6 protein-coding genes, 1 tRNA gene and 2 pseudogenes are annotated in these 5804 nt (G+C 65.4%); 5 read left to right on the forward strand and 4 right to left on the reverse strand.

Translation table 11 applies throughout. The annotated features are described in order from the left end of the window. Positions 1 to 623 (reverse strand): annotated as a pseudogene (locus ACRDPS_RS02725) (class I SAM-dependent methyltransferase); the annotation flags it as partial. Further along, entirely contained in the window at positions 620 to 1051 is a 432-nt protein-coding gene (locus ACRDPS_RS02730; protein WP_431500082.1) for an adenylyltransferase/cytidyltransferase family protein, read from the reverse strand. The gene ACRDPS_RS02730 and the pseudogene ACRDPS_RS02725, both read right to left, overlap by 4 nt. A 269-nt stretch (positions 1052 to 1320) precedes the next feature. On the opposite strand from ACRDPS_RS02730, the gene ACRDPS_RS02735 reads away from it, so the two are divergent. Continuing rightward, positions 1321 to 1845: a hypothetical protein gene (locus tag ACRDPS_RS02735; RefSeq protein WP_431500083.1), complete on the forward strand. Its 525-nt coding sequence runs from the start codon at positions 1321 to 1323 to the stop codon at positions 1843 to 1845. Between the two features lie 171 nt (positions 1846 to 2016). Here ACRDPS_RS02735 and ACRDPS_RS02740 read toward each other — a convergent pair whose 3' ends face one another. Beyond that, positions 2017 to 2277 carry a type II toxin-antitoxin system Phd/YefM family antitoxin gene (locus tag ACRDPS_RS02740; protein WP_431500084.1) on the reverse strand — a complete coding sequence of 87 codons (261 nt, stop codon included), beginning with the start codon at positions 2275 to 2277 and terminating at the stop codon, positions 2017 to 2019. Between the two features lie 52 nt (positions 2278 to 2329). Here ACRDPS_RS02740 and ACRDPS_RS02745 point away from each other — a divergent pair, with 52 nt between their 5' ends. Then, positions 2330 to 3544 carry an MFS transporter gene (locus ACRDPS_RS02745; RefSeq protein ID WP_431500085.1) on the forward strand — a complete coding sequence of 405 codons (1215 nt, stop codon included), beginning with the start codon at positions 2330 to 2332 and terminating at the stop codon, positions 3542 to 3544. 55 nt (positions 3545 to 3599) lie between these two features. Here the strand turns inward: ACRDPS_RS02745 and ACRDPS_RS02750 are convergent. Then, positions 3600 to 3678 (reverse strand) — tRNA-Gln (locus tag ACRDPS_RS02750). Between the two features lie 215 nt (positions 3679 to 3893). Between ACRDPS_RS02750 and ACRDPS_RS02755 the strand changes: the two genes are divergently transcribed. From ACRDPS_RS02755 to ACRDPS_RS02765, 3 genes and pseudogenes are all read left to right on the forward strand, one after another. Beyond that, complete coding sequence (locus tag ACRDPS_RS02755; protein WP_431500086.1) at positions 3894 to 4550, forward strand: type IV toxin-antitoxin system AbiEi family antitoxin domain-containing protein; 657 nt, start codon at positions 3894 to 3896, stop codon at positions 4548 to 4550. Further along, on the forward strand, positions 4543 to 5496 hold the full coding sequence (locus ACRDPS_RS02760; RefSeq protein ID WP_431500087.1) for a nucleotidyl transferase AbiEii/AbiGii toxin family protein: 954 nt from the start codon (positions 4543 to 4545) through the stop codon (positions 5494 to 5496). Before ACRDPS_RS02755 ends, ACRDPS_RS02760 begins: the two co-directional genes overlap by 8 nt. A gap of 37 nt (positions 5497 to 5533) precedes the next feature. Beyond that, positions 5534 to 5804, forward strand: a pseudogene (locus tag ACRDPS_RS02765) (ATP-dependent DNA ligase); the annotation flags it as partial.

Genomic DNA, 5804 nt, shown 5'->3' on the forward strand with positions numbered 1-5804 from the left:
CCGGACATCCGCAGGATGCTCCAGCCGCGCTCGCGCATGGTGCGCTCGATGGCGTACGACTCGGTGATGATCTCGGCGGGGACGGTGTGCTTGGAGAGGTAGCAGACGTCGGTGTCGGAGTCGTGCCCGAGCATCCGGCCCTCGCGGATCGCCCCGAGCAGCGCACCGTAGTTGAGGTAGGCCTCGACGCCGACCACGTCGCGAAGGTCGGCGAGGACACGCTGGGTCCCCTCGAGGATCTCCGCGCGGATGCTCTCGTCGGTGGCCTCGAAGGAACGGGTCAGGTGGCCGACCTTGTCGACGCTGAGCGGGTTGCCGCTGCCGTCGACGATCGAGATGGTGTCCTCGCCGGTGCCGAGGGAGACCTTCTCCTCGAAGAGCACCTCACCGTCGTAGTCGGCGATGGCCACCGTCGCGGAGCCGTTCAGGAACCGGGTGAGCACACCGGGCCAGGGCACCAGCAGGCCGCCGTCGACCGGGTGGCCGTCGCGTTCGGGGGTGAGGGACCAGACGTACTGGCCGTCGAAGGAGAGGACCAGGACCGGGGTCGAGGAGTCTCGGACGAGAACCCCTTCGTCGGAGATCCCGTACTGTCCGCCCGGTGCGGGGGAGCTGACGGTCACGAGACCTGGGCACCCTCTCGCGAGATCGCCTTCCGCAGGGCGGTGCTGCTGGTCTGGAGCGTGTAGGGGAAGTAGACGACCTCGACACCGACCGACGCCATCTTCTTCTCGAGCGCGTCGCCCTTCTCGGTGCCCTTCCAGTCGTCGCCCTTGAAGAGGTGGGTGAACTCGACCTCGCGCCAGGAGTCGACCTTGTCGGTCGTGCGCTCGGCATAGACCGCGTCCACGATCCCGATCGCCTCGACGATCTCCAGCCGCTCGACGAGCGGCACCGTCGGGATGATCCCCTTGGTCGTCTCGCAGACCTCGTCGGAGACCACGCCAGCGATCAACGTGTCGCAGCGCTCCCGCGCTTGGCGAAGCATGTTGAGGTGACCGATGTGGAAGAGATCGAACACGCCAGGTACGTAACCGATGATCGGTCCCATGCCCACGCTTCCTCCAAGTGTTTGTCGATTAGTTTGGGCGACTTTACACCCTGCTCCCCCACGGCCTTGTTACAGGCCAGTATCCATGTCTCCCTACGCATCGCCGGAATCGTCAACGCGACACGCGGGCAGACACAGGAAGCCCGGTGACCTTACACGAAGATGAACAACAGACACCGAAACACGTCGAGGCGCGCGTCGATCAGACGGCGTCCGCGTGGCCCGCTCGCGCCCGAGCGACGGACTGCACTTGCTGCATGATTGGCCGCATGAGCGAGATGCCGCCGGGCTACTACCTCGATCCCGAACACCCCGGGAAGAACCGCCGATGGACAGGCACGGCATGGGAACCGCTTGTCGACCGCCGACGTTCGCTGATCGTGGGTCTGGTGGCCGCAGGGTTGTGGCTGGTCGCCCTGTTCCTCCCCGCCTACCCGGTCGCTGACGGTGACGCGATCGCGGGGCTGATGTGTGCCGCGTTCGGCGCCATCTACGGTACGTGGGCACTGATCGCCTGGGCCGGACAGTTCCTGGCAGCACTGATCGCCCTCGTCGGGGTGCTCCGACGGCGCGAGTCGTGGTTGCTGCGATCGCTGCCGCTGGTCATCTGCGTGGCCGCCATCGCGGCCGGGGCATCACTGATAGGGATGGACGTTCCGCTGGACGAGGGCGGCGACAACCGCGGCGAGATCACCGGCCTGGGGATCGGCTTCTACCTATGGGCGGCTTCGCTGCTCCTCGTCGGGCTGACCCCTTGGCTCGTACGCCGCGAGAAAGAGTCGTCGACGTCCTGAACGGGCCACTGCGCTCGCCGCGCAGGAGTCTGGCCTTCGTCGCTTGTACGAACCGTCTCCTCCCAGGCACCTACAGAACTAGTTGCCAACGGGAGACGTGTACGTGAGAGGAGCCCGGGAACGGCTGCGCGACCTGTTCGCTAACACCGTCTAGCTGTTCGCTGACGCCGTCTAGTCCGAGTTTCGGTGGTGAGCAGCGACCGTGTAGCCGCTCCGGCTCTCCTGCGAACTGGCTGACAGGTCCAGCACGACCGGCGGTTCCCCCGAACCTGTCGCCTCTTCTTCCGGCTCGTCACGAAGCGCCGTCGCGGGAACAAGCGCAGCCAATGGTTTGCCATGCCGCGTGAGCATGACCGGCTGCCCACCGAAGGCGACCCGGCTCACCAGGTCAGACAGCTGGGCTCGTGCCTCTGTCACGGAAATCTCCTGCATACCAATATGCTACAACTGTACGAAACGTACAGAACGTACAGAAAGGCGTCGGATGGGTTCCGATTTCCGCTGGCTACTCACATCCAGCGCGTCTGGCTACCTCGCTCACGGGATTGCCACAACCGCTCTGCCACTTCTGATCGTCACCATGACCACCGATCCATTCCTCGTTGCGCTCCTACCAGTGGCATCAGGGTTGCCCTGGATAATGTTCAGCCTGCACGTCGGAGCTTTGGTCGACCGCGTCGACCGGCGAAAGGTCCTCTGGGTGGCAGATGCGTCGCGGGCCGTGCTCGCGGCCGCGCTGCTCGCCCTGGTCGTCCTTGATCTCGTCAGCATCGCCGCCTTGCTGGCGGTGGCATTCCTCGACGGGATAGCAACGGTAGTCTTCAGCGCGGCCTCGCCCGCGGTGCTCCCCACACTGGTGGAGCACGACCAGCTCTCCCGCGCCAACAGCCGTCTCCAGACGAGCAATGTGGTCACCGGCGGGCTCCTCGGGCCGGTTGCAGGCGGAATGCTCTACGCCATCGCGGCACTATGGCCCTTCGTGATGCAGGCAATCACGATGACCGTTTCGGCCTTGTGTCTTCGCCGTCTGCCACCTCGCCCCGCGGACAGAGGCGAGAAAATTCGAACTACCCTCGGGACGGACATTCGCGAAGGGCTGCGGACTGTCCTTGCAGACCGCATCCTCCGCTCCCTTGTCGTAACTACAGCCCTTCTCGCAGCATCGACCGGCATGCTCGAAGCGGTCCTCGTACTGCATGTGGTGCGCACGCTCGATGCCTCGGAAGGCGCATACGGCCTACTCTTCGCGGTCTTCGCGGCCGGAGGTCTACTCGGCGCTCACGTCACACCACGGGTACAAGCCCGATGCGGGTCGCGAGCCTGCCTGTTGATCGCTGCCACATTGGGCGTGGCCAGCTTGGCGATCATCGCGATCGGGTCGAGCGTTTACCTGGCAGGAGTCGGGATGGCGGCGCTGGGCATCGGCTCGATGATCTACAACGTCTCAGCCGTCACTGCGCGCCAAGAACGGACTCCCCGTGACCTCCTTGGCCGAGTGTCAAGCGTCTCCAACCTCGCTGGCACAGGGACGCTCCCCCTGGCGGCTCTCGCGGCCGGGGCGATCGCGTCGGCCACCGACACGGCCTCGACGCTCGTGGTCGCCGCCGTGCTCTGTGGCGGCGGCCTGCTGTGGCTCGTGATCGACATGGGACCAATTGAAGAGGCGAGGGATCCAGCACCGCCACGGCCAGACCACTAGCCAGAGCACCGAGCCAACGAACGGCCCGAGGTCAGATGACCTCGGGCCGTTTCTGCTCCCCAGGTTGGAGTCGAACCAACGTCCCTAATCCAGATTCAAAGTCTGGCGGCCCCTACCGGCAGAGCAACTGGGGAACGTACGCCGAAACGCACGGGACAACTGTAGTCGGCAAGCGCTGTGCCTACCGCACCGGCGCCGCGACGACCGATGGGGACTTGGCGTTCGAGCCCAAGTGGGACCAGTTCTGATCGAATGGTGGCCCCTTCCACAAGTGCTGGATCTGGTGTCGAGTGGCCACATACGGATCGATTGACAACATTTGTTCCGTTTAATGGGTACAATTGTTGTCATGGCGGATGCGACGCTGGCCAAGCTCGGCGAGATCGCGGAGCGGCGGTGGGGACTGGTCACCACCGCCCAGGCTGACGATGCGGGCGTATCCCGCAAGCAACTCTCCCGGATGGCCTCGAGCGGCGCGCTCGAACGCGTTGCCCAGGGTGTCTATCGTGTCGCCGGCGCACCGCCGCAGCGCCACGAGGCGATCTACGCAACCTGGCTAGCACTGGGAGGCGCGACATCTCCGCGAACCGCGGCCGGCGTCGCGCCGGTTGTGGCCGCAGGACAGACCGCAGCCGTGGTCCACGCGATCGGCGACTTCCTCCTCGATGGCCTCGACTTCATCGTGCCCTCCCGCAAAGGCACCCGGCTGCCCGACGTACGCCTACGCATCCGCGAACTATCCCGACCTGAAGTGATCCCGGTCGACGGACTCCCCACACTGACTGTCGAACGGACGATTGCCGACCTCGTGGCCATCGGCACCGACACCTCGCTTGTTGCCGATGCCCTACGCGACGCCGTACGCAGCGGCAGGCTCACCGCGCCGAACGCCCTGGTCACCTACCTCTCCCCTGTCGCACAACGCCACCGAACGGATGCTCGAACTCTGGCCAACGGTCTTTTCGACCTCGCCGGCGTCACCCCAGAAGGCTGGAAGCATGACTGAGCAAAAGACCGACCGCGACTGGCGCTCGCTCGAACTGGCGATCAAAGAAGCGGCGAGGAAGGCAGCCAAGGCAGCCGGCCCCAGCGTGAGCGCCGCGAGGATCGACGCGCAGATCCGCCAGGCCCGCTTCGACCGGTTCCTATCGCGAGTCTTTGCAGACGGCGAGCACTCCGAATGGCTGCTCAAAGGCGGCATGAGCATGCTCGCCCGCGTGCCGCACTCTCGCACGACCAAGGACATGGATCTGGCCGCGCAGCACGCCGCAGACCTCGATTCGGCCATTCACGCGCTGACCAACCTGGTCGACGCCGACCTCGGCGACCATCTCACCTTCCGCCTCGTTGGCTCTGCCCCCACCGGCCTCGGCGACAACCAGCCCGGCGTCGCGACCCGCCGTTTCACGTTCGCATGCTTCGATGCCGACCACGACACCCAGATCGACACCATGACCGTCGACGTCGTGGTCGGCCCACCACCGGTCGGTCGGCCCGAGATCGTCGAACCAGCGAACCGACTCCACCTGCGCAAACCACTCATCACCCACCCCTACCGCCTCTACCCCGTCGTCGACCAGATCGCCGACAAGGTCTGCGCGACCATGGACACCAACTACCCCGGCGGCAAGCGCAGCAGCCGGGTCAAGGACCTTGTCGACCTCGTGGTGCTCGCTCATACCCAGACAGTCGAACTCGCCGAGCTGAGGTCCGCGATCGAGGCCAAGCGCACACTCAGCGGCATCGAGCGATTCTCCCACTTCGATATCCCGCCCGACTGGTCGCGTACGTACCCAGCAACAGCCAAGGGCGTTCCTCTCGCATCGGACATGACTGCAGCCGCAGCCTCCGATCTGATCGCAACCTTCATCGACCCCGCACTGGACATCATCTCCGACACAGCGGCCTGGAACCCCGACGACCTCGCCTGGGCCACCGACGTCACCGAATGAGGCAGCGACCACCCATCGGCTGACCTATGGTGGCGACGTGGACCTGCCCGTGATGCCACCCATCAAGCCGATGCTCGCCAAACCCGGCTCTGCCTCCATCCTCAAGACACTCACGAACGTCCAACTGGAGCCAAAGTGGGACGGATTCAGGTGCATCGTGTTCAAGGACGGCGACGAGGTGGAGCTGGCCTCGCGGAACACCAAGCCGCTGACCCGCTACTTCCCCGAGGTGGTCGAGGCGCTGCGGGCAACCCTGCCGGAGAAGATCGTGCTGGACGGGGAGATCTTCGTGGCGATCGGGAATCGGC

Origin of the sequence: Nocardioides sp., assembly GCF_050699375.1 — a bacterium.
In the GTDB taxonomy this organism is placed as follows: domain Bacteria; phylum Actinomycetota; class Actinomycetes; order Propionibacteriales; family Nocardioidaceae; genus Nocardioides.